The organism is Streptomyces sp. NBC_00353 (assembly GCF_036108815.1).
In the GTDB taxonomy this organism is placed as follows: domain Bacteria; phylum Actinomycetota; class Actinomycetes; order Streptomycetales; family Streptomycetaceae; genus Streptomyces.
In genome coordinates this window covers 2,285,690-2,307,335 of the sequence record NZ_CP107985.1, presented here as the reverse complement: position 1 = coordinate 2,307,335, position 21,646 = coordinate 2,285,690, and the positions used below count along the sequence as shown (strand labels likewise).

General features: G+C 70.3%; 19 protein-coding genes and 2 tRNA genes. 15 read left to right on the top strand and 6 right to left on the bottom strand.

Features of this window, described 5'->3' with window-relative positions; translation table 11 throughout:
• Positions 1 to 224 precede the first annotated feature (224 nt).
• The 6 genes from OHA88_RS10825 (at position 225) to OHA88_RS10800 (ending at position 4,631) form a co-directional block, all read left to right on the top strand.
• The gene (locus OHA88_RS10825; RefSeq protein ID WP_328625308.1) at positions 225 to 1,025 is read left to right on the top strand and encodes a VOC family protein; all 801 of its coding nucleotides are present in this window, start codon (positions 225 to 227) and stop codon (positions 1,023 to 1,025) included.
• 73 nt (positions 1,026 to 1,098) lie between these two features.
• Positions 1,099 to 1,353: a WhiB family transcriptional regulator gene (locus tag OHA88_RS10820; protein WP_093779462.1), complete on the top strand. Its 255-nt coding sequence runs from the start codon at positions 1,099 to 1,101 to the stop codon at positions 1,351 to 1,353.
• 67 nt (positions 1,354 to 1,420) lie between these two features.
• Positions 1,421 to 3,040 (top strand): GMC family oxidoreductase, encoded by a 1,620-nt coding sequence (locus OHA88_RS10815; protein ID WP_328625307.1) that lies wholly within the window; start codon positions 1,421 to 1,423, stop codon positions 3,038 to 3,040.
• Between the two features lie 12 nt (positions 3,041 to 3,052).
• Positions 3,053 to 3,128 (top strand) — tRNA-Gly (locus tag OHA88_RS10810).
• 14 nt (positions 3,129 to 3,142) lie between these two features.
• Positions 3,143 to 3,216, top strand: a tRNA-Ala gene (locus tag OHA88_RS10805).
• Positions 3,217 to 3,230: 14 nt separating this feature from the next.
• Positions 3,231 to 4,631, top strand: coding sequence for an SDR family NAD(P)-dependent oxidoreductase (locus OHA88_RS10800; RefSeq protein WP_328625306.1), 1,401 nt, complete (start codon positions 3,231 to 3,233; stop codon positions 4,629 to 4,631).
• Between the two features lie 136 nt (positions 4,632 to 4,767).
• Here the strand turns inward: OHA88_RS10800 and OHA88_RS10795 are convergent, their stop codons facing one another.
• The 3 genes from OHA88_RS10795 to OHA88_RS10785 all read right to left on the bottom strand — a co-directional run bounded on the left by OHA88_RS10795 (position 4,768) and on the right by OHA88_RS10785 (position 8,438).
• Complete coding sequence (locus OHA88_RS10795; protein WP_266999701.1) at positions 4,768 to 5,742, bottom strand: acyl-ACP desaturase; 975 nt, start codon at positions 5,740 to 5,742, stop codon at positions 4,768 to 4,770.
• Between the two features lie 282 nt (positions 5,743 to 6,024).
• Positions 6,025 to 7,656, bottom strand: a complete 1,632-nt coding sequence (locus OHA88_RS10790; protein WP_328625305.1) for an ABC-F family ATP-binding cassette domain-containing protein — start codon at positions 7,654 to 7,656, stop codon at positions 6,025 to 6,027.
• A 365-nt stretch (positions 7,657 to 8,021) separates the two neighbouring features.
• Positions 8,022 to 8,438: an SsgA family sporulation/cell division regulator gene (locus OHA88_RS10785; protein WP_326606776.1), complete on the bottom strand. Its 417-nt coding sequence runs from the start codon at positions 8,436 to 8,438 to the stop codon at positions 8,022 to 8,024.
• Positions 8,439 to 8,619: 181 nt separating this feature from the next.
• Between OHA88_RS10785 and OHA88_RS10780 the strand changes: the two genes are divergently transcribed.
• Positions 8,620 to 9,717 carry a WD40/YVTN/BNR-like repeat-containing protein gene (locus OHA88_RS10780; protein WP_328625304.1) on the top strand — a complete coding sequence of 366 codons (1,098 nt, stop codon included), beginning with the start codon at positions 8,620 to 8,622 and terminating at the stop codon, positions 9,715 to 9,717.
• A gap of 9 nt (positions 9,718 to 9,726) precedes the next feature.
• Here the strand turns inward: OHA88_RS10780 and OHA88_RS10775 are convergent, their stop codons facing one another.
• Entirely contained in the window at positions 9,727 to 10,023 is a 297-nt protein-coding gene (locus OHA88_RS10775; protein ID WP_328625303.1) for a YciI family protein, read from the bottom strand.
• 65 nt (positions 10,024 to 10,088) lie between these two features.
• Here OHA88_RS10775 and OHA88_RS10770 point away from each other — a divergent pair, with 65 nt between their 5' ends.
• On the top strand, positions 10,089 to 10,766 hold the full coding sequence (locus tag OHA88_RS10770) for an endonuclease V (protein ID WP_328625302.1): 678 nt from the start codon (positions 10,089 to 10,091) through the stop codon (positions 10,764 to 10,766).
• A gap of 73 nt (positions 10,767 to 10,839) precedes the next feature.
• Complete coding sequence (gene mmpA, locus OHA88_RS10765; RefSeq protein WP_328625301.1) at positions 10,840 to 10,983, top strand: morphogenic membrane protein MmpA; 144 nt, start codon at positions 10,840 to 10,842, stop codon at positions 10,981 to 10,983.
• A gap of 57 nt (positions 10,984 to 11,040) precedes the next feature.
• On the opposite strand, the gene OHA88_RS10760 is transcribed toward mmpA, so the two are convergent.
• Positions 11,041 to 12,231 (bottom strand): saccharopine dehydrogenase family protein, encoded by a 1,191-nt coding sequence (locus tag OHA88_RS10760; RefSeq protein ID WP_328625300.1) that lies wholly within the window; start codon positions 12,229 to 12,231, stop codon positions 11,041 to 11,043.
• A gap of 204 nt (positions 12,232 to 12,435) precedes the next feature.
• Here OHA88_RS10760 and OHA88_RS10755 point away from each other — a divergent pair, with 204 nt between their 5' ends.
• The 6 genes from OHA88_RS10755 (at position 12,436) to thrS (ending at position 20,724) form a co-directional block, all read left to right on the top strand.
• Positions 12,436 to 13,578: a CaiB/BaiF CoA transferase family protein gene (locus tag OHA88_RS10755; RefSeq protein ID WP_328625299.1), complete on the top strand. Its 1,143-nt coding sequence runs from the start codon at positions 12,436 to 12,438 to the stop codon at positions 13,576 to 13,578.
• Positions 13,578 to 14,603 (top strand): LLM class F420-dependent oxidoreductase, encoded by a 1,026-nt coding sequence (locus OHA88_RS10750; RefSeq protein WP_328625298.1) that lies wholly within the window; start codon positions 13,578 to 13,580, stop codon positions 14,601 to 14,603. Before OHA88_RS10755 ends, OHA88_RS10750 begins: the two co-directional genes overlap by 1 nt.
• Before the next feature lie 10 nt (positions 14,604 to 14,613).
• Positions 14,614 to 15,756: an acyl-CoA dehydrogenase family protein gene (locus OHA88_RS10745; protein WP_266999681.1), complete on the top strand. Its 1,143-nt coding sequence runs from the start codon at positions 14,614 to 14,616 to the stop codon at positions 15,754 to 15,756.
• Between the two features lie 35 nt (positions 15,757 to 15,791).
• A complete protein-coding gene (locus OHA88_RS10740) occupies positions 15,792 to 17,006 on the top strand; it encodes an acetyl-CoA C-acetyltransferase (RefSeq protein WP_266999679.1) in 1,215 nt (404 codons plus the stop codon).
• A gap of 38 nt (positions 17,007 to 17,044) precedes the next feature.
• A complete protein-coding gene (locus tag OHA88_RS10735) occupies positions 17,045 to 19,216 on the top strand; it encodes a 3-hydroxyacyl-CoA dehydrogenase NAD-binding domain-containing protein (protein WP_328625297.1) in 2,172 nt (723 codons plus the stop codon).
• A gap of 218 nt (positions 19,217 to 19,434) precedes the next feature.
• Entirely contained in the window at positions 19,435 to 20,724 is a 1,290-nt protein-coding gene (thrS, locus tag OHA88_RS10730) for a threonine--tRNA ligase (protein ID WP_425900440.1), read from the top strand.
• Positions 20,725 to 20,769: 45 nt separating this feature from the next.
• Here thrS and OHA88_RS10725 read toward each other — a convergent pair whose 3' ends face one another.
• The gene (locus OHA88_RS10725) at positions 20,770 to 21,501 is read right to left on the bottom strand and encodes a MerR family transcriptional regulator (RefSeq protein ID WP_328625296.1); all 732 of its coding nucleotides are present in this window, start codon (positions 21,499 to 21,501) and stop codon (positions 20,770 to 20,772) included.
• Between the last annotated feature and the right edge of the window lie 145 nt (positions 21,502 to 21,646).

Below are 21,646 nucleotides of genomic sequence, written 5' to 3'. Positions count from 1 at the left end.
TCAGGAACCACTCGGTGCGCGCCTGCGTGATCAGCGCGGACGTCGCCCGTACCGCCGGAGCGACCCGCACATGACCTGCGGCGGGCGGCACCGAGGCCGCCGTGCTCCGGCGCAATGGATTCCGGCGTTGCGCGGACCGCGGTTGTCAGCGCCCGGTGCAAGACTCGGAAGGTCAGGAGATACCGCTGCAGTACAGGTACGGGACTCGCTGAAGGAGCCGCGCGATGCTCACCACCGATTTTGTCACCGGATCCCCCAACTGGCTCGATCTCGGCACGCCCGACCTCGATGGGGCCACCACCTTCTACCGAGGCCTCTTCGGCTGGGAATTCGTGCCCGGCGGTCCCGAGACCGGCGGATACGGGATGTTCATGCTGGACGGGAAGTCTGTCGCGGGCGCGATGACCGTCCCGCCGGAGCAGGCGAAGTCGTCCTGGTCGGTCTACTTCCGGACGCCTGACGTCGATGCCACGGCGAAGTCGGTCGAGCAGGCCCGCGGCACGGTGCCCTTCCCGCCCATGGACATCCTCGATTTCGGCCGGATGGGCGGCTTCACCGACCGGGGCGGGGCGTACTTCGGGACCTGGCAGCCGAGAAAGGTCCCGGGCCTGGGCGCGGTGGGCGTTGCGCGCACGCTCTGCTGGGCCGAGCTGTACACCCCGGACGTGCCCGCGGCCGCCGCGTTCTACCGCGCTGTCTTCGGGTGGGACACCTCCCGGACGCCGTTCCCCGGCGGCGGTGGGTCCTACACTGCGATCCGCACCGAGGGTGGCGGCGACGAGGCCGACTTCGGCGGGATCGTACCCCTCAACACCGTTCCGACCCAGGCCGTTCTGGGACCGCACTGGCTGCCGTACTTCGAAGTCGACGACTGCGACGCCGCGGTCGCGGACGTCGAGCGGCTGGGCGGCAAGCTGACGCTGGAACCCATGGACGTGCAGGGTGTGGGCACGCTCGCCAATGTCGCCGATCCGTACGGGGCACACTTCGCGGTGATCAAGAGCGCCGGGACACCGGGGAGCTGACCGGAGGCCGTGCGAGCTCCGCATTGATGCGTCGTTGATCAGTCGTTTATCGCGACCGGGCACTGTGTCCGCCATGCTGATCAACACCGTGACCGACCCCGCACTCGCCTGGCAGGAGACAGCGCTGTGCGCGCAAGCGGGACCCGAATTCTTCTTCCCTGCCCCCGGCAGCTCCACACGTGAGGCCAAGCAGTTGTGCAACGCCTGCGAGGGCCGGGAGGCCTGCCTGGAGTACGCCCTCGACAACGACGAGCGGTTCGGCGTCTGGGGCGGCCTCTCGGAGAAGGAGCGGGAACGGTTGCGCAGAGTTGAGCGCAAGCAGGCCTGAACTTCCCCTGTACATGCCACAATTCGGCCCTGCGCGTTCCTGAGTCCACAGTCCAGGAGGAGCCGAGTTGAGCGAGTACGACTACATCGTCGTCGGGGCGGGGTCGGCCGGCTGTGTGCTGGCCGCGCGACTCTCCGAGGACCCCACCGTCCGGGTCGCGCTCGTCGAGTCGGGCGGGCGTGACCGAAAGCCGGAGATCCGGATTCCGGCCGCCTTCCCGAAGCTCTTCAAGACCGCGTACGACTGGGACTTCAGTACGGTGAAGCAACCGGCCCTCGGCGGCCGGGAACTGTACTGGCCCCGGGGCCACACCCTCGGCGGATGCTCGTCGATCAACGCCATGATGTGGGTCCGCGGGCACCGCGACGACTACGACGCCTGGGCCGGGTCAGCCGGTGCGGACTGGTCCCACGATGCGCTCGTACAGTATTTCCGCCGAGCGGAGCGGTGGACCGGTCCGACCGGCGACGGCACGGTGTACGGCACCGAGGGTCCCCTCTTCATCTCGCCGCCACGCGCCCCCAGCCCACTGACGGCCGCCTTCCTCGACGCCTGCTCGCTGGAAGGTCTGCCGTTCCTGCCCGAGCTGAACGCCCCCGACCACAGTGGCAGTGCCCTCACCCCGGTCAGTGTCCACCGGGGCCGCCGCTGGAGCGCCGCCGACGGCTACCTCAAGCCGGCCGGCCGCCGCGCCAACCTCGACGTCCTCACCGGAACCCGCATCCGCAGCCTGGCCTTCGACACCGACGACGCCACCCGCGTCACCGGCGTCGTCACCGAAGGCGGCCACGGCGCGGCCACGCTCACCGCACGCCGCGAGGTCATCCTCAGTGCCGGAGCGATCGGATCACCGCAGCTGCTGCTTCGCTCCGGCATCGGCGACCCGGACCAGTTGCGTGAGTCCGGCATCGAGGTGCGGGCCGCATCCCCGGACGTGGGCCGCAATCTCCAGGACCATCTGTCCTTCGCCGTGACCGTGCACTGTCCGCAGCCGGTGACCATGACCGGAGCCGACAGTCTCGCCAATGTCGGCCGCTTCCTGCTGGCGCGTCGTGGGCCGCTCACCTCGAACCTCGCCGAAGCGGTGGCGTTCATCCGCTCCACCCCGGAACTCGCCGCGCCCGACCTGGAGCTGATATTTGCCCCGGCTCCGTTCATCAACCACGGTCTGACCGCCCCGACCGAACACGGCATCACCATCGGCGTGGTTCTGCTCCAGCCCGAGAGCGCCGGCCGTATCACCCTGGACCCGGACACCGGTGAGAACGCCGACGGTGCCCCGGGCGTCCGCATCGACCCCGGCTATCTGACCGCCGAGTCGGACCTGCAGCGCATGGTCGCCGGAGTCCGCCGCGCCGAGTCCCTGTTCGCCGCCGCGCCCCTGGCCGCGCACACCTCGGGTCCGATGGGCCCGTACCCCGGCCCGGTCGACGACGCGCGTCTCGCCGAGGCGATCCGTACCGGAGCCGAGACGCTCTACCATCCGGTCGGCACCTGCAGGATGGGCGAGGACGCGGCCTCGGTGACCGACCCCCGGCTGCGGGTGCGCGGCGTGGCGGGGCTGCGGGTGGTCGACGCGTCGGTGATGCCACGCATCACCCGTGGACACACCCATGCGCCCACGGTGGCCATCGCCGAGCGGGCGGCCGAAATAATTCGTGAGGACGCAAGGGTGACAGCTGGTTAGGATCTCCCCAATGCCCGGACGTAGCGCAGAGGCAGGCGCGCCGCCTCGCCGGGGTGGATACGTCGGTTCGAATCCGGCCGTTCTGGCAGGTCCTCCTCTCGGGGCCCCGTAGCGCAGAGGCAGTCGCGTCCGCACGGCATGCGGAAGGACGCCGGTTCGATTCCGGCCGGGGACCGCGAGGGGCGGATCGATGGACAGTGGCTTCACGGACGAGGACCTGGCGGCCTTCGACCGGCTCGTCGGCCGGCTCCGGGCACTGCCCGCCGACGCCCCCGCCCGGCTGCGCGCCGAACAGGTCGCCGCCTCGTTCACCCGCGACGGCCGGCTGGGGCGCCGCAAAATACGCGGCGAGCAGCGGATCGTGGCCGACGCAGCCGTCACCTCGGCGACGGCGACCGGTGCGGCCGACCGGCGCGAGGACGCCCCGCTGGACTCCGGCGCGGTACCCGTGCGTCCGGCGGGAACGCTGGCGCGGGCCCGGCGTTGCTACATCTGCAAGACCCGGTACCGGCAGGTCGACGCCTTCTACCATCTGCTCTGCCCGGAATGCGCGACGGAGAACCGGTCCCGTCGCGCGCTCTCCACGGATCTGTCGGGACGCCGCGCCCTCCTCACCGGAGGCCGGGTCAAGATCGGCTTCCAACTGGCGCTGATGATGCTGAGGGACGGCGCCGAACTCGTCGTCACCACCCGCTTCCCGCACGACACCCTGCGCCGTTTCCGGGCCGTCGAAGACAGCCCGAAATGGCTCGACCGGCTCACCGTCGCCGCCGTCGACCTCCGCGACCCGCGCCAGGTCCTCGGCCTGTGCGAGCAGTTGCGGGAAACGGGCGAGCCGCTCGACATCCTGATCAACAACGCCGCCCAGACCGTGCGCCGTCCACCCCGGTCGTATGCGTCGCTGGCGGCGGGGGAGTACGGAACACTGCCCGCCGGTGTGCTCCGTGCCCCCGGTTATGCACCGATGACCGCCCTCGAACGCCCCTCCGCGTCGAGCGCACTGGCGCTCGTGCTGCCCGACGCCGTGGAGACCGGACTGCTGCGCCGCACCGACGACGCGGGTCCGCTGCCCGCCGTCGACGAGGCGGGCCTGCTCCCCGACACCGCGCCCGTGAACTCCTGGTCAGCGCGGATCGGTGAACTGGACCCCGCCGAAATCCTGGAGACCCAGCTCGTCAACGCTCTGGCCCCCGCGCTCCTCTGCGACCGGCTGCTCCCCCTTCTGCTGGCCTCCCCGCGGCCGCGCCGCTACATCGTCAATGTGACGGCGGTGGAAGGCCGGTTCGCGGTACGGAACAAGACCGGCGGGCACCCGCACACCAACATGGCGAAGGCCGCCCTCAACATGCTGACCCGCACCAGCGGCGCCGAACTCGCCGCCCAGGGCGTCCATATGTGCGCCGTCGACACCGGCTGGATCACCGACGAGAATCCGGTGCCGAAGAAGGAACGGATCGCCGCGGGAGGCTTCCGTACTCCGCTCGACATCGTGGACGGCGCCGCCCGCGTCTATCACCCGGTCGTGTGCGGCGAGGCGGGATCGCCCGTCTCCGGCGTCTTCCTCAAGGACTACCGGGAAGCGGCATGGTGACTCCGCCGCCGCACGCCGCACCCAGCTGAGGCTGTTGCGCCGGCACCCGGTCCCCGACGTGCGCGACGCCGTCCACGCAGAACGGCCCACGAGTGAGCGGGCTCGTGGGCCGTCGATGAGCTGTGGGGTCCGTGGGTCAGGCGCCCGCGCGGGCTGCCATCCGCGCCTTGCGCGCGGCCAGCTTCTCGTCGAACTTGGCGGCCTCGCTGTCCAGGCCGCCCATGTACAGCCCCAGCTCCTCCTGCGCCTTCAGTCCGTCCGGGCCGAGCCCGTCGATGTCCAGGACCTTCAGGTAGCGCAGCACGGGCTGGATCACGTCGTCGTGGTGGATCCGCATGTTGTAGATCTCGCCGATCGCCATCTGCGCGGCGGCCCGCTCGAAGCCGGGCATCCCGTGGCCGGGCATCCGGAAGTTGACCACGACGTCGCGCACGGCCTGCATCGTCAGGTCCGGGGCGAGCTCGAAGGCCGCACCGAGCAGGTTGCGGTAGAAGACCATGTGCAGGTTCTCGTCGGTGGCGATGCGCGACAGCATGCGGTCGCAGACGGGGTCGCCCGACTGGTGACCGGTGTTGCGGTGCGAGACGCGGGTCGCGAGCTCCTGGAAAGCGACGTACGCCACCGAGTGCAGCATCGAGTGGCGGTTGTCGGACTCGAAGCCCTCCGCCATGTGCGCCATCCGGAACTGCTCCAGCTTGTCCGGGTCGACCGCCCGCGAAGTGAGCAGGTAGTCGCGCATCACGATGCCGTGCCGGCCCTCCTCGGCGGTCCAGCGGTGCACCCAGGTGCCCCAGGCGCCGTCACGGCCGAAGAGGGAGGCGATCTCGTGGTGGTAGCTGGGGAGGTTGTCCTCGGTCAGCAGGTTGACGACCAGTGCGATCTTGCCGATGTCGGTGACCTTGGACTGGTCGGCCTGCCAGGCCTCGCCGTCCTCGAAGATGCCGGGGAAGTTCCTGCCGTCCGAGAACGGCACGTACTCGTGGGGCATCCAGTCCTTGGCGACCTTGAGATGGCGGTTGAGCTCCTTCTCCACCACCTCTTCCAGGGCATACAGCAGCTGGGCGTCTGTCCACGCCTGCGAACTGCCGAGGTGGGGAGAGGTGATCGTCACGGGGGCTCCTGGGGACGGGAGAATTACTTACGGCCTCGTAGGTTACGAGACCGTAGGTTAAGGCGGGAGTAAGGCCCCCGCCAAGCCCACTCACCCGGAATTCGCTTACGTACCGTTATGTATGCAGGTCACGCTCGGTGTGCGGAGAGGTACATCACGCAGTTTCCGAGTGTCGCGAACTCACTGATGCAGGGGTACGGCGGCCGGGATCGCGCCCCGGTGGCGAGCGCTGCCACCGCCCCCCGTCCGGTCCTAATCCGTCCGCCGATCCGCCCGCACTCCTCACATTTCCGCGCGTACCGCCTCGGCCGTCGTGTCACGCAGTCCGCCGTCGAGCAACAGCCAGCGCGTGATCCCGAGCGACTCCAGGAACGGCACATCGTGGCTCGCCACGATCAGCGCCCCCTCGTACGACTCCAGAGCCGCCGTCAGCCGGCGCACGCTCGCCATGTCCAGGTTGTTCGTCGGTTCGTCCAGCAACAGCAGCTGCGGCGCCGGCTCGGCGAGCAGCAGCGCAGCCAGCGCCGCACGGAAACGTTCCCCGCCCGACAGCGTTCCCGCAGGCCGGTCCGCCCGCGGCCCCTTGAACAGAAAATGCGCCAGCTTCGCCCTGATCCGGTTCTCCGTCGCGTCCGGTGCGAACCGCGCCACGTTCTCCACGACGCTCATCCCGTCGTCGAGCACATCCAGGCGTTGCGGAAGAAAACGCAGCGGCAGATGGGCCGTTGCCTCACCGGCCGCCGGTGTCAGCTCACCGGCCAGCGTGCGCAGCAGAGTCGTCTTGCCCGCGCCGTTGCGGCCCACCAGGGCGATCCGCTCCGGGCCGCGCACCTCGAACTCTCCGGGCACCCGGGCCCCGTAAGCGAGTTCGAGCTCGCGCAGTACGAGCACCCCCTGGCCCGGATGGACCTTTGTGTGAGGCAGTTCGACCCGGATCTCGTCGTCGTCGCGCACGGCCTCGACAGCCTCGCCGAGGCGTTCCTTCGCCTCGGCCAGCTTCCCGGCGTGCAGGACGCGGTGCTTGCCGGCCGATACCTGGGCGGCCCGCTTACGGTTGCCCATGACCGCCTTCGGCTCGCGCTTGGTGTCCCACATCTTCTGCCCGTAGCGCTTTCGCCGGGCCAATTTGAACTGGGCGTCGGCCAGTTCGCGCTTCTGGCGTTGTACGTCGGCCTCGGCGACCCGCACCATGCGCTCGGCCGCCTCCTGCTCGACGGCGAGTGCTTGCTCGTACGCCGTGAGGTTCCCGCCGTACCACGTGACCTGACCGTCCCGCAGATCCGCGATCTGGTCGACACGCTCCAGGAGTTCACGGTCGTGACTGACGACGATCAGCACACCCGTCCAGGCATCGATCGCTTCGTACAGCCGCCGGCGGGCGTACAGATCCAGATTGTTCGTCGGCTCGTCCAGCAGCAGCACCCCGGGACGGGCCAGCAGGAGTGCGGCGAGGCGCAGCAGCACGCACTCGCCGCCCGACAGCTCGCCGATGGTGCGGTCGAGTCCGATGTGACCGAGGCCGAGCTGATCGAGGGTGGCGCGGGCGCGCTCCTCCACGTCCCAGTCGTCACCCACGGCCGCGAACAACTCCTCGCGGACGTCACCCGCCTCGATGGCGTGCAGTGCGGCCCGGATCTCCGCGATGCCGAGGGCGGCATCGACCCGCAGAGCCGTGTCGAGGACCAGGTTCTGCGGCAGGTGGCCGATCTCGCCCAGTGTCCGGATACAGCCGTCGGCGGGGGTGAGCTCACCGGCGATGAGCCGCAACAGTGTTGATTTTCCACAGCCGTTGAGACCGATCAAGCCGGTCCTTCCGGGGCCCACGGCCAGCTGGAAGTCGTCGAAGACCTCACTGCCGTCCGGCCAGGCGAAGGAGAGCGACGAACAGGCGATGTGAGTCATGGGGGCAGACATACGGATCTCCCGGTTGCGAGGAAGGGTCAGGAGGCAACGGGTGAGACACCGGTCAAGGGCGTTCCACAGGCATGGCGCACGGCCAAGGAGGAGCCCCGGTTGCGGAGGACGGCTCGAAGAGCTGAGGTCGCACTCGGGCGCGCAGACATGACAGACATGGACGGGCATGAACTGTCCGGACACGGCGCGCAACGCGGTGTCTCACGGCCTCAGACGAGCAACGTCCTTCTCCGATCCGACGACAACAAGGACGTCACGAACGGTACGACCGGGCTTCGCGGGGCAGCAAACGATTTACGTCGATCCCGGCCGCGCCGACGGGTGCGGCGGAACCCGGGCCGGTGGAGCCGCCGGGGGAGTCCTGGTCAGCAGGCTCCGCCGAGCAGGTCCGCCAGACTGCGGTCGAGATCCAGGTACCGGTGCTCATCGCCCGGCGGGACCAGCGCCTGCGCCCGCCGGAGGAAGCGGCGCAGCTCCCCCGTCCGAACATGCACCATCGCGATGCCCTCGGCGGCATGGAATTCCAGAACCGTACGGTCGTAACCGAACGGCCTGATCCGTACGTCCCCGTCACCGGCCGGCGCGTCCATGCCCGCCGCCAGCAGTTCGCGGGAGAACTCCCAGGCCACCTCGGCGCCTTCCAGCGTCGCCGGAGCAGGGAACGCCATGCGTACGGCGAACGGGTCTCTGCGGTCGTACTGCAGCGTGGCGGGAAGGGTCTCCATGCGCGGCGCGGACGCGACCATGCGGGCCTGCACGGACTGCTCGATAACGATGGACACGACCTGCTCCCCCTCGGGCCGGATGAACGGTCCGGCACCGACAGAGACGACAGAAGTCTCCGAACCGTGCCCTGTGGACGGCGTGAGCTGCGTCACCGTGTGACGTTGCCGCGATCGGGATGTCAGCTTCGAGGGGGCGCACCCTGGACGGCGTACTGACGGTGGGTTAGCTTCCTGCGCCATGAGGCTCAAGGGGAAGACGAGACGACTGATGTCATGGGGACTGTGCGGGGCGGCGCTGACCGCCGCACTGGCCACTCCGGCCGCGCAGGCAGCACCGGGGGAGCGGCACGGACCCGGCCACCGGCCCGCCTGGACGCTCACGGAGACGGGAACCGATGCCCGCTTCCGCGGCCTCGCCGCCGTCAGCAGCCGCACCGCCTGGGCCGCGGGCTCGAAGGGCACGGTCCTGCGCACCACCGACGGTGGCCGCCACTGGCGTGACGTGGCGCCGCCCGGCGCGGCGGAGGCGGCCCTGGAGTTCCGCGACATCGAGGCCTTCGACGCACGGCGCGCGGTGGTACTGGCCATCGGGGAGGGCGACGCCTCCAGGGTGTTCCGTACGGACGACGGCGGGACCACCTGGACCGAGTCCTTCCGCAACACCGATGCCCGTGCCTTCTACGACTGCCTCACCTTCTTCGACAGCCGGCACGGCCTCGCCATGAGCGATCCGGTGGACGGAAAATTCCGCATCCTGTCCACCGCGGACGGCGGCCGCAGCTGGAAGGTGCTGCCCACGGCGGGGATGCCGGACGCCCAGGCAGGCGAGGCGGGGTTCGCCGCCGGCGGCCAGTGCCTGGTCAGCTCGGGGTCGAAGGACGTCTGGCTGGCGACGGGCGGCGCGGCCACCGCCCGGGTGCTGCACTCCGCCGACCGCGGGCTGACCTGGACCGCGACCGAATCGACGATCCCGGCCGGAGACCCGGCCCGAGGCGTCTTCGGCCTGGCGTTCCGTGACCGTACGCACGGCATCGCGGTCGGCGGTGACTACCGGGCCGACCAGGCCTCGCCGGACGCCGCCGCCGTCACGGGCAACGGAGGCCGCAGCTGGCAGCAGTCCACCACCGCGCCGCCCGCCTACCGTTCCGGTGTCGCCTGGGTTCCGCACACCCGCTCCACGGCACTGGCCGTCGGCCCGACCGGGACGGACCTGACGACGGACGGCGGGCGCACCTGGCGCACGGTCGACACGGGTTCGTACGACACCGTGGACTGCACACCGGACGGCGGCTGCTGGGCGGCGGGCGAGAAGGGGCGGATCGCCCGGTCGGCCTAGGGGCCGACGTCAGGGCAACTGCTGCTGGTACGGGGCGAGTTCGTCCGACGTCTTCGTCGCGATGAACTCCGTGATCCGGTACGCGCACACGCCCTCGGCCGCGAAGGGGTCGGCCGCCGCGATCTTCTCGATCTGCGCGCGGTCGTCCCCCACGGCGAGGATCACACCGCCGTCGCGCGGGTTCTTGCGGCCGGACGCGATGAAGACCCCGGCCGCGTACTGCGTGTCCAGCCAGGCGACATGCGCCTCCATCAGCGCGTCGACACGCTCGACGGGGGCGGTGTAGGTCAACTCGAGTACGAACATGAATGGCACCCTATCGAGGCCGCATCGGAGCCCGCCCGGACGGGACTTCTAAGCTGGTCGGCACCATGACGACCTTCCGCACTCCCGCCGACGCAGCCGAAGCCCGCGCCATCCAGGACGCCCTCCGCGCCCGCGTGGTGCTGGACGAGCCGGGCCCGCCGCCCGGCACGGGACGGGCGACCGGTGTCGACGTCGCCTACGACGACGAGCGCGATGTCGTGGTCGCGGCGGCGGTCGTGCTCGACGCGGCGACTCTGGACGTCGTCGCGGAGACCACCGCCGTCGGGCGGGTCACCTTTCCGTACGTCCCGGGACTGCTCGCCTTCCGGGAGATCCCGACCGTGCTGGCCGCGCTGGAGGCCCTGCCGGTCGACCCCGGTCTCGTCGTCTGCGACGGCTACGGCAGGGCGCACCCGCGCCGCTTCGGGCTCGCCAGCCACCTGGGCGTTCTCACCGGACTCCCCGTCATCGGCGTCGCCAAGAACCCGTTCACCTTCACGTACGAACAGCCGGGCCCCCGGCGCGGTGACTCCTCGCCGCTCCTCGACGGGGACGAGGAGGTGGGCCGGGCACTGCGCACCCAGGACGGCACCAAACCGGTGTACGTCTCGGTCGGACACCGGACCGGCCTGGACAACGCCTGCGCGTACACGCTCCTGCTGGCCAGGGACTTTCGCCAGCCGGAGACCACCCGCAGGGCCGACGCGCTGTGCAGGCACGTGCTCAGGGAAGCGACCGCCTGAGTACGGGCGGCCGCCCCCACCTGAGTATGTGTACGGATATCGCCTGCCGATCATGACCGGCACCCTTGTACGCATGAACGATCATCGAACGTCTGCACGTACCGGAACTGTCCATGTCGCCCAACGGCGCCTCGCCGTGGGAATGACCCTCGGGGTCCTCGCGGGCGTCGTGTGGACCATCTCGATGATCTGTACGCTCGCGTCCTGGATGCTCTGACCGGCAGCTCCGCCGGCCTGCCGAGTCCTCCCGCGACGGGGCGAGTGGCCGATCCGCTCAGCGGACCGCCGCGACCCGGAAGCGCAGCCCGGCCCCGCGCAGCCGCTCCAGCAGCGCGTCACCCATCGCGACGGCCGTGGTGACCTGCCCCGATGTCGGCGGAAGCTCGTCCAGGGCGAGGCAGAGCGCCGCCTGTGCGAGCATCTTCGCCGTCTCGTCGTAGCCGGGGTCGCCGCCGGACACCTCCGTGAAGACCCGGCGGCCGCCGCCCTCCCCGACGAAGCGCACCGTGAACCAGCTCCGCCTGCGGCGCTCCGCGTCCGGGCCCGCCCCCGGCTCGTACCGGTCCATCAGCCAGTTCCGTGCGGCCGGCAGCTGAGCCATGCCGAGGAGCGCGCCGATCGCGGCCGTGCCGCCGAGCGCCACCGGCAGGCGCTTCACCGAGGCGAAGTGGCGGTAGCGGAAGTCGGGGCCGTACCGCGCCAGCCGCCGCGCCGAGCGTTCGACGACCTGTGGGTCCAGTGTCGGCAGGGGCAGCGCCCAGGTGCCGGTCTCCGCACTGAAGTGCGGGGTGCCGAGCGATGCGCGGGCGCGGCGGCCGACCAGGCGTGGTTCGTGCAGCCGGCGCTCCTGGGCGGCGCGCAGCATCTGCGGGCCGCGGCCCATCGCGGTGAGTGCGGATGCGAACGTACCGCCGGAGAAGACGGCATTGCTGCGGACGAAACCGTCGATCGTCAGCGGCACGTCCTGCGGCAGCTGCTGGACGGTGAAGTACACCCCGAGGTCGTGCGGTACGGAGTCGAAGCCGCAGGCGTGCACGAGCCGGGCCCCGGTCTCGCGGGCCCGCGCGTCATGCTCCAGGTACATCCGGTCGACGAACTCCGCTTCACCGGTCAGGTCCGTGTAATCCGTCCCGGCCTCCGCGCAGGCGGCGACCAGCTTCTCGCCGTACCAGACGTACGGACCCACGGTCGAGGCCACCACATGTGCCGATTCGGCGAGTTCGCGCAGCGCGTCGGGGGCGTCGGCGTCGGCGTGCAGCAGCGGAAGGTCCGCACAGCGCGGATCGATCGCGGTCAGGCGGTCGCGCAGCTCGGCCAGCTTGGCCGGGCTGCGGCCGGCCAGCGCCCAGCGGCAGCTGTCGGGTGCGTGGGCGGCGAGATATTCGGCAGTGAGGGCACCCACGAAGCCGGTGGCGCCGAAAAGGACTATGTCATAGGGGCGTTGTGCCCCGTTCTGCCTGTTCACGAGTGCCTCCGCAGGGGCCGGCGCCGATGTAGCAGGCAGAGGTTAGCGGAGGGGGTCGTGGCGGTGTACAGCCGGGCGGCGATCGTGAGGGAGGATCCAGGGGAAAGAACTAAGCGCTTGCTCGGCTCAAGGGGTTGTGCGGAGCGCAGCACGTTCTTAGCATCATCGCTGTTACATCAGTTGTGTCACACCGCTGGGGGCTTGATGGCAACGACAGAGCACGGCCCACTGGCGGGCGTACGCGTGGTGGAACTGGCGGGCATCGGCCCCGGCCCGTTCGCCGCGATGCTCCTGGCCGACCTCGGCGCCGATGTCGTCAGGGTCGACCGGCCCGCCGGATCGGGACTCGGCATCGATCCCGCGTACGACCTCACCAACCGCAACAAACGCTCCGTGCTCGTCGACCTCAAGGCCGAGGGCGGCCCGGACCGCGTCCTGGACCTGGTCGAACGTGCCGACATCCTGATCGAGGGCTACCGGCCGGGCGTCGCCGAACGTCTCGGCGTCGGCCCCGACGCCTGTCTCGCCCGCAATCCCGGCCTCGTCTACGGGCGGATGACCGGTTGGGGCCAGGACGGGCCACTCGCCGAGCGGGCCGGACACGACATCGCGTACATCGCACTCACCGGCACGCTCTCCATGATCGGCAAGCCCGGCGAGCCGCCCACCGTCCCCGCCAATCTGGTCGGCGACTACGCGGGCGGCTCGCTCTATCTCGTCGTCGGCGTCCTTGCCGCCCTCCAGCACGCACGCACCCCCGGCGGCACGGGCCAGGTCGTGGACGCGGCGATCGTCGACGGCGCCGCCCATCTCGCCACGATGATCCACGGGATGCTGGCGGCCGGCGGCTGGCAGGACCGGCGAGGCTCCAACCTCCTGGACGGCGGCTGTCCGTTCTACGGTTCGTACGAGACCGCCGACGGCCAGTACATGGCGGTCGGCCCGCTGGAGCAGCAGTTCTACGACGAGTTCATCAAGCTCCTCGGCATCGAGGACCGGGCCCCGGACCGCAAGGACGTCACCCGCTGGGAGGAGCTGCGCACGGTCGTCGCCGACCGGTTCAGGACCCGGACCCGTGCGGAGTGGACCGAGGTCTTCGAAGCCACGGACGCCTGTGTGGCCCCCGTCCTCTCGCTCCGCGAGGCCCCGCACCACCCGCACCTCGCCGCCCGCTCCACCTTCGTCGAACACGGCGGGCTCACCCAGCCCGCCCCCGCACCCCGTTTCTCGTCCACACCCGTCTCCGTACGCAGCGGACCCGCGCAGCCCGGCGCGGACACCGAGGACGTCGCCCGCGACTGGGACGTACCGAGCATGCACCGGCCCCGGAAGGACACCACCGACTGATGGAACTCTCCCTGCCGCTGAACTACGCGGGCGACCCGCGCGAGGCCTGCGACCAGGTCGCAGCCCTGGAGTCCGCCGGACTCGACGCCGTCTGGGTCGCGGAGGCCTACGGCTTCGACTCGCCCACCCTCATGGGCTATCTGGCCGCCCGCACCGAACGCATGAAGATCGGCGCGGCGATCCTCAACGTCTACTCCCGCACCCCCGCGCTGATCGCCCAGACCGGCGCCGGACTCGACGCGATCTCCGGCGGCCGGGCGCTGCTCGGGCTCGGCGCGTCCGGGCCGCAGGTCGTCGAGGGCTGGCACGGCAAGGCGTACGACAAGCCGCTCGGCCGGACCCGCGAGACCGTCGAACTGTGCCGCCGGATCTGGCGCCGCGAGGTCATCGACCACCACGGCATCACCGACATGCCGCTGCCCAAGGAGAAGGGCGGCCGGCTCGGCAAGCCCCTGAAGATCCTCACCCGTCCGGTGCGCGAGGAGATCCCGCTCTACATCGCCTCGCTCGGCCCCGCCAATGTCCGGCTGACCGCCGAGATCGCCGACGGCTGGCTGCCCACCCTCTACCTCCCCGAGAAGGCCAAGCAGGTGTGGGGCACGGCCCTCGCGGAGGGCGCTGCCGAGCGCGACCCGGCGCGCGGCGCGCTGCAGACCGTCGCCGGCGGGCTGCTGGCCATCGGCGACGACGCGGCCGCGCTCAGGGACCTCGCCCGCCCGCAGATCGCACTGTACGTCGGCGGAATGGGCGCCAAGGGCAAGAACTTCTACAACGACCTCGCCGTCGCGTACGGATACGAGCAGGAAGCCGCGCTCATCCAGGAGCTCTACCTGTCCGGGAAGAAGAAGGAGGCCGAGGCCGCCGTCCCGGACGAGTTCTGCGAGCTCATGTCGCTGTGCGGGCCCGAGGGGTACGTACGCGACCGCGTCGAGGCGTTCCGCGAGTCCGGCGTCACCATGCTCAACGTCATCCCGGTCGGCCCCGATCCGGCCCGGCTGATCTCCACCGTCAAGAACTGGCTCTAGGGGGCCCGCAGTGCAGCGGCAGATCTTCACCGAGGAGCACGACGCGTTCCGTGAGACCGTCCGGACCTTCCTGACCAAGGAAGTCCTCCCGCACTACGAGCAGTGGGAGAAGGACGGCATCGTCTCGCGCGAGGCCTGGCTCGCGGCCGGCCGGCAGGGGCTGCTCGGCTTCGCCGTACCCGAGGAGTACGGGGGCGGCGGCACCACCGACTTCCGCTACAGCGCCGTCCTCGCGGAGGAGTTCACCCGGGCCGGCGCCCCCGGACTCGCGCTCGGCCTGCACAACGACATCATCGGCCCCTATCTCACCGGGCTCGCCACCGAGGAACAGAAGCGGCGCTGGCTGCCGGGCTTCTGCAGCGGCGAGATCATCACCGCCATCGCGATGACCGAACCCGGCGCGGGCTCCGACCTCCAGGGCATCCGCACCACCGCCGAGGACAGGGGTGACCACTGGCTGCTCAACGGCTCCAAGACGTTCATCTCCAACGGCATCCTCGCCGACCTGGTGGTCGTCGTGGCGAAGACCACCCCGGAGGGCGGCGCGAAGGGACTCTCGCTGATCGTCGTCGAACGCGGCACGGAGGGCTTCGAGCGGGGCCGCAACCTGGACAAGATCGGCCAGAAGTCCCAGGACACGGCCGAGCTGTTCTTCAACGACGTCCGCGTCCCCAAGGAGAACCTGCTCGGTGAGCGCGACGGCGCGTTCATCCACCTGATGACCAACCTGGCACAGGAGCGGATGGGCATAGCGGTCGCCGGTATCGCCGCCGCCGAGTACCTCCTGGAGATCACCACCCAGTACGTCAAGGAGCGCGAAGCCTTCGGGCGGCCGCTCTCCAAGCTCCAGCACATCCGGTTCGAGATCGCCGAGATGGCCACCGAGTGCGCCGTCACCCGGACCTTCATCGACCGGTGCATCGTCGACCACTCGAACGGCGAACTCGATGCCGTACACGCCTCGATGGCCAAGTGGTGGGCCACCGAACTGCAGAAGCGCGTCGCCGACCGATGCCTCCAGCTCCACGGCGGCTACGGCTACATGACGGAATACCGGGTCGCCAAGGCGTTCACCGACGGCCGCATCCAGACCATCTACGGCGGAACGACCGAGATCATGAAGGAGATCATCGGCCGCTCGCTGCTCGCCTGACCCCGACGATCGACCACCCCCGAAAGGCTGCTGTCTTGAGTACCGAAGCATTTGTCTACGACGCGATCCGCACCCCGCGCGGCCGCGGCAAGGCCAATGGCGCCCTGCACGGCACCAAGCCGATCGACCTCGTCGTCGGCCTCATCCACGAAATCCGCAACCGCTTCCCCGGCCTCGACCCGGCCGCCATCGACGACATCGTCCTCGGCGTGGTCAGCCCGCTCGGCGACCAGGGCTCCGACATCGCCCGGATCGCCGCCATCGCCGCCGGACTCCCGGACTCGGTGGCGGGCGTCCAGGAGAACCGGTTCTGTGCCTCCGGCCTGGAAGCCGTCAACCTGGCCGCAGCGAAGGTCCGTTCGGGCTGGGAGGACCTGATCCTCGCAGGCGGTGTCGAGTCGATGTCGCGGGTGCCGATGGGCTCCGACGGCGGCGCCTGGGCGATGGACCCGATGACCAACTACGAGACCGGCTTCGCCCCGCAGGGCGTCGGCGCCGACCTCATCGCCACCATCGAGGGCTTCTCGCGCCGCGACGTCGACGAGTTCGCCGCGCTCTCCCAGGAGCGGGCCGCCGAGGCGTGGAAGGACGGCCGCTTCGCGCGCTCCGTCGTCCCGGTCAAGGACCGCAACGGCCTCGTCGTCCTGGACCACGACGAGCACATGCGCCCCGGCACCACCGCCGACTCGCTGGCCGCCCTCAAGCCCTCGTTCGCCACCATCGGCGAGCTGGGCGGCTTCGACGCCGTGGCACTGCAGAAGTACCACTGGGTCGAGAAGATCGACCACGTCCACCACGCGGGCAACTCCTCCGGCATCGTGGACGGCGCCGCACTCGTCGCCATCGGCAACAAGGAGACCGGCGAGCGGTACGGCCTGACGCCGCGCGCCCGGATCGTCTCCGCCGCGGTCTCCGGCTCCGAGCCGACCATCATGCTGACCGGCCCCGCCCCCGCCACCCGCAAGGCCCTCGCCAAGGCCGGACTCACCATCGACGACATCGACCTCGTCGAGATCAACGAGGCGTTCGCCGGTGTCGTCCTCCGCTTCGCCCGGGACATGGGGCTCTCCCTCGACAAGATCAACGTCAACGGCGGCGCCATCGCGCTCGGACACCCGCTCGGCGCCACCGGCGCGATGATCCTCGGCACGCTCATCGACGAACTGGAGCGCCAGGACAAGCGGTACGGCCTCGCCACCCTCTGCGTGGGCGGCGGCATGGGCATCGCCACCGTCATCGAGCGTCTCTGACCGTCCCCGGCCAACCCTTGCCTACGGAGAACACAGCAATGACCGAGAGCACGACCATCCGCTGGGAACAGGACGAGACCGGCGTCGTCACCCTCGTACTCGACGACCCCAACCAGTCCGCCAACACGATGAACCAGGCCTTCAAGGACTCCATCGCGGCCATCGCCGACCGCGCGGAAGCCGAGAAGGACGCCATCCGCGGCATCATCTTCACCTCCGCCAAGAAGACCTTCTTCGCGGGCGGCGACCTCAAGGACATGATCAAGGTCGGTCCGGAGAACGCCCAGGACGCCTTCGACGTCGGCACCGCCATCAAGCACTCGCTGCGCCGCATCGAGACCCTCGGCATCCCCGTCGTCGCCGCCATCAACGGAGCGGCCCTCGGCGGCGGTTACGAGATCGCCCTCGCCTCCCACCACCGCATCGCGCTCGACACACCCGGCTCCCGCATCGGCCTGCCCGAGGTCACCCTCGGCCTGCTGCCCGCAGGCGGCGGTGTCACCCGCACCGTGCGGCTCATGGGCGTCGCCGACGCGCTGCTGAAGGTCCTCCTCCAGGGCACCCAGTACACCCCGAAGCGCGCCCTGGAGAACGGTCTCGTCCACGAGGTCGCGGCCACGCCCGAGGAGATGCTCGACAAGGCCCGCGCCTTCATCGACGCCCACCCCGAGTCCCAGCAGCCCTGGGACGTCAAGGGCTACAAGATCCCCGGCGGCACCCCGTCCCACCCGAAGTTCGCCGCCAACCTGCCCGCCTTCCCGGCCAACCTGAAGAAGCAGCTCGCGGGCGCCCCCATGCCTGCGCCGCGCAACATTCTGGCCGCCGCCGTCGAGGGTTCCCAGGTCGACTTCGAGACCGCGCTGACCATCGAGGCCCGGTACTTCACCGAGCTCGTCACCGGCCAGATCTCGAAGAACATGATCCAGGCGTTCTTCTTCGACCTCCAGGCCGTCAACTCCGGCGCCAACCGCCCCAAGGGCATCGAGGAGCGCCAGGTCAGGAAGGTCGCCGTCCTCGGCGCCGGGATGATGGGCGCCGGCATCGCGTACTCCTGCGCCCGCGCCGGTATCGAGGTCGTCCTCAAGGACGTCTCCACCGAGGCGGCCGCCAAGGGCAAGGCCTACAGCGAGAAGCTGCTCGACAAGGCGCTCTCCCGGGGCCGTACGACCGAGGCGAAGCGCGACGAGCTGCTGGCCCGCATCACCCCGACCGGTGACCCGGCCGATCTGGCGGGCTGCGACGCCGTCATCGAGGCGGTCTTCGAGGACACCGCGCTCAAGCACAAGGTGTTCCAGGAGATCCAGGACATCATCGAGCCCGACGCACTGCTCTGCTCGAACACCTCGACCCTGCCGATCACGGTCCTCGCCAAGGGGGTCACGCGCCCCGCCGACTTCATCGGCCTGCACTTCTTCTCGCCCGTCGACAAGATGCCGCTGGTGGAGATCATCAAGGGGGAGCAGACCGGTGACGAGGCCCTGGCGCGCGCCTTCGACCTGGTCCGCCGGATCCAGAAGACGCCGATCGTCGTCAACGACTCGCGCGGCTTCTTCACCTCGCGTGTCATCGGCCAGTTCATCAACGAGGGCGTCGCCATGGTCGGCGAGGGCGTCGAGCCCGCGTCGGTCGAGCAGGCCGCGGCACAGTCCGGCTACCCGGCCAAGGTCCTCTCGCTGATGGACGAGCTGACGCTGACCCTGCCGCGCAAGATCCGCAACGAGACGAAGCGCGCGGTCGAGGAGGCGGGCGGCACCTGGGCCGGGCACCCTGCGGACGCGGTCATCGACCGGATGGTCGACGAGTTCGGACGTACCGGACGCAGCGGCGGCGCGGGCTTCTACGAGTACGGCGAGGACGGCAAGCGGGCCGGGCTGTGGCCGGGGCTGCGCGAGCACTTCGCCAAGCCGGACGCCGACGTCCCGTTCGAGGACATGAAGGAGCGGATGCTCTTCTCCGAGGCACTGGACAGCGTGCGCTGCCTGGAGGAGAACGTCCTCATCTCGGTCGCCGACGCCAACATCGGATCCATCATGGGCATCGGCTTCCCGCCGTGGACCGGCGGCGTGCTCCAGTACATCAACGGGTACGAGGGCGGCCTGCCCGGCTTCGTGGCACGCGCCCGGGAACTCGCCGAGAAGTACGGTGACCGGTTCCTGCCGCCCGCGCTGCTGGTGGAGAAGGCCGAGAAGGGCGAGACCTTCCACGACTGACCGGCGGCCCCGGCGGGCCACGTACCGGCCGGAGGCTGCGGTATCCGCACCCTCCGGCCGGAAAATACCGGGTGGACAGCGGGGCACCCTGCTAGCGTCAGCGCCATGAAGCGCGCTGCCATGACGACGACGCCGGAGAGTGTCCCGGCGCGCTGACAGATGTCTCAGTCCGAAGCCCCGGGGCGAGTGCCCCGGGGCTTCGGCACGGGGATTCCTCACTGCTCGAGCGAAGCCGAGAGCCTGAGGGAGGTCACTCGCCCGATGACCGCGAGGAGACCGCCATGCACGACCACCGCAAGCTCGGCCGCGAACTGGCCCTGTTCGACACCGACCCGCTGATCGGCGCGGGACTTCCGTACTGGCTGCCCGACGGCGCGACCGTGCGGCACACCCTGGAGGAGTACATCCGCACCGCCGAGCGGCGGGCCGGCTACCGCCACGTGTACTCGCCGGTGCTGGGCAAGCGGGAGCTGTACGAGATCTCCGGGCACTGGTCGCACTACAGCGACGACATGTTCCCGCCGATGGAGCTGGGATCGGAGCAGGTCGTCCTGAGGCCGAGTCTCTGCCCCCACCACGCGGTGATCTACCGCTCCCGCTCCCACAGCTACCGCGAGCTGCCGCTGCGCATGGCCGAACTGGGCGGCATGTACCGCTCCGAACTCTCCGGCGTGCTCGGCGGACTGACCCGCGTCCGGGCCATCCAGCTGAACGACGCGCACATCTTCTGCACCCTGGACCAGGTCGCCGACGAGGCGCGGGCCGCCCTGGAGATGATCCGCAGCGCGTACGAGGCACTGGGCATCCGCCCGGCCCGATACCGGCTCTCCCTCCCCGGACCCGGCGGCAAGTACGTGGCCGCGCCCGAGAAGTGGCAGCGGTCCACCGCCCTGCTCACCGAGGTACTCGACCGCTCCGGCCTGCCCTACGACTCGGCGGAGGGCGAGGCCGCGTTCTACGGCCCGAAGATCGACGTCCAGGTCACCGACGGTGCGGGCAGGGAGTCCACCCTGTCCACCGTCCAGGTCGACTTCCACCAGCCCGAGCAGTTCGACCTGCACTACATCGGCGCGGACGGCGCGAAGCACCGGCCGGTCATGGTCCACCGCAGCATCATCGGCAGCGTGGAGCGGGCCGTCGCCCATCTCATCGAACAGCACGGCGGCGCCTTCCCCGCCTGGCTCGCCCCGACCCAGCTGGCGATCCTTCCGATCTCCGAGGCGGAACTGCCCAACGCCGTGGCGCTGGCCGAGCGATGCACCGACCGCGGGCTGCGGGCCGAGGTCGCCGGGCCGGAACGCGGCACCCTGGGCGCCCGCATCCGGGAGGACCGCCTGGTGCCCTACCAAGTCGTGATCGGAGCGAGGGAAGCCGCCGACGACCACGTCGCCGTACGGCTGCGCGACGGACGCCGCCTCGACCCGCAGCCCGCCGACGCCTTCCTGGACCGGATCGGCGCACTCATCGACGCCCACACCACCCAGCTGTGGGACGGCGCCGTCGGATAACGGACCACACGCCGGGAAGGTGCTGCGGCCGCCTGCGGCGGGGACTCACTCCGCCGTGAACGCGGCCCGCAGCTCTTCCTTGAGCGACCGCTGGAACGCAGTCACCAGCGCCTGCAGCACCATCGGCTGCATATGGGCCGACAGTGACTTCATCGCCGCCACATGCTCCGGGTCCGACTCCCGCTCCCGGTACGGGTTCCACACCTCGTCCCGGAACAGCCGCGTCAGCTCGTGCGCAGCGGAACGGGTGTGCTCCAGCAGCACCGTGCGAGCCGCGAGGATCGTCTCGTTGGCGATCGGTACGTCGAGCAGCTCGACGCCCAGCCGCAGCATCCCCGGATCGACCCGGAAGCTGCCGTCCGCAGCCTCCGCGCGCTCCAGCACACCCATCGCGGCCAGCCGGTCCACGTCGTCCTCGGTCAGCGCCCGCCCCGCGCGCCGCTCCAGCTCCGCCCGGGTCGCCTCCGCCGCCGAGTCCGGTGCCCAGGACGCCACCAGCGCCCGGTGGATCGCCAGATCGTGGGCGCTCAGATCGGGTGGCAGCTGCTCCAGATAGCGTTCGATCGCGGCGAGCGTCATGCCCTGGTGCTGCAGCTCCTCGATCAGCGCCAGACGGGACAGGTGGGCGTGCCCGTAGTGCCCGACCCGGCGCGGCCCGATCACCGGGGGCGGCAGCAGTCCCCGCGTGCTGTAGAAACGCACGGTGCGTACGGTCACTCCGGCGCGCGCCGCCAGCTCGTCGACAGTGAGCGTCGGCTCCTCGGTCCCGGTCGCCATGTCTGCTCCTTGCTGCTGACCGCCGGCAGTGCTGTCCCCGGTTACGTCCGTACCGCGGCACTGCCCGCATCCGTGTGCATCAATCCGGTTCAACAGTATTGCTGTCTCACCACTGTTGTGAAAGTCTCCGGCACCATCGAAGCGC

Bases quoted from the DNA above. Each gene is read 5' to 3' on its own strand.
- OHA88_RS10800 (WP_328625306.1), top strand. From the start codon at position 3,231: ATGGACAGTGGCTTCACGGACGAGGACCTGGCGGCCTTCGACCGGCTC.
- OHA88_RS10770 (WP_328625302.1), top strand. From the start codon at position 10,089: ATGACGACCTTCCGCACTCCCGCCGACGCAGCCGAAGCCCGCGCCATC.
- OHA88_RS10825 (WP_328625308.1), top strand. From the start codon at position 225: ATGCTCACCACCGATTTTGTCACCGGATCCCCCAACTGGCTCGATCTC.
- OHA88_RS10750 (WP_328625298.1), top strand. From the start codon at position 13,578: ATGGAACTCTCCCTGCCGCTGAACTACGCGGGCGACCCGCGCGAGGCC.
- OHA88_RS10755 (WP_328625299.1), top strand. From the start codon at position 12,436: ATGGCAACGACAGAGCACGGCCCACTGGCGGGCGTACGCGTGGTGGAA.
- OHA88_RS10790 (WP_328625305.1), bottom strand. From the start codon at position 7,656: ATGTCTGCCCCCATGACTCACATCGCCTGTTCGTCGCTCTCCTTCGCC.
- OHA88_RS10775 (WP_328625303.1), bottom strand. From the start codon at position 10,023: ATGTTCGTACTCGAGTTGACCTACACCGCCCCCGTCGAGCGTGTCGAC.
- OHA88_RS10820 (WP_093779462.1), top strand. From the start codon at position 1,099: ATGCTGATCAACACCGTGACCGACCCCGCACTCGCCTGGCAGGAGACA.
- OHA88_RS10780 (WP_328625304.1), top strand. From the start codon at position 8,620: ATGAGGCTCAAGGGGAAGACGAGACGACTGATGTCATGGGGACTGTGC.
- OHA88_RS10725 (WP_328625296.1), bottom strand. From the start codon at position 21,501: ATGGCGACCGGGACCGAGGAGCCGACGCTCACTGTCGACGAGCTGGCG.
- OHA88_RS10735 (WP_328625297.1), top strand. From the start codon at position 17,045: ATGACCGAGAGCACGACCATCCGCTGGGAACAGGACGAGACCGGCGTC.
- mmpA (WP_328625301.1), top strand. From the start codon at position 10,840: ATGAACGATCATCGAACGTCTGCACGTACCGGAACTGTCCATGTCGCC.